At 28.2% G+C, this 273-nt stretch carries 1 pseudogene; it reads left to right on the top strand.

Annotation, left to right across the window (positions count from 1 at the left end):
• Nucleotides 1-273: pseudogene (locus tag F7018_RS18625) on the top strand (HlyD family secretion protein); the annotation flags it as partial.

Below are 273 nucleotides of genomic sequence, written 5' to 3'. Positions count from 1 at the left end.
GCTGTAATCGAAAATAGTGCTTCTTATAAAGATGTTTTGTTATTGAAAAACACTATAGACACTATTAACAGAGATAAAGACAAATTTTCTTTTCCTATTGAAAAACTTCCTCCTTTGCTATTAGGAGATATTACGAGTAGCTTTTCTCAATTTCAAAATGACTATACAGAATATCTTTTAAATGAAAAATTAGCTCCTTTCAAATCTGAAAGTTTTGCCAACACAACTTCACTAATAGAAGCTAAAGGAAGATTAGTAACTTTAATTTCTCAA

The sequence above is a fragment of the Tenacibaculum aiptasiae genome (assembly GCF_008806755.1).
GTDB classification, from domain to species: domain Bacteria; phylum Bacteroidota; class Bacteroidia; order Flavobacteriales; family Flavobacteriaceae; genus Polaribacter; species Polaribacter aiptasiae.
This window is presented reverse-complemented; position numbering and strand designations above follow the sequence as displayed.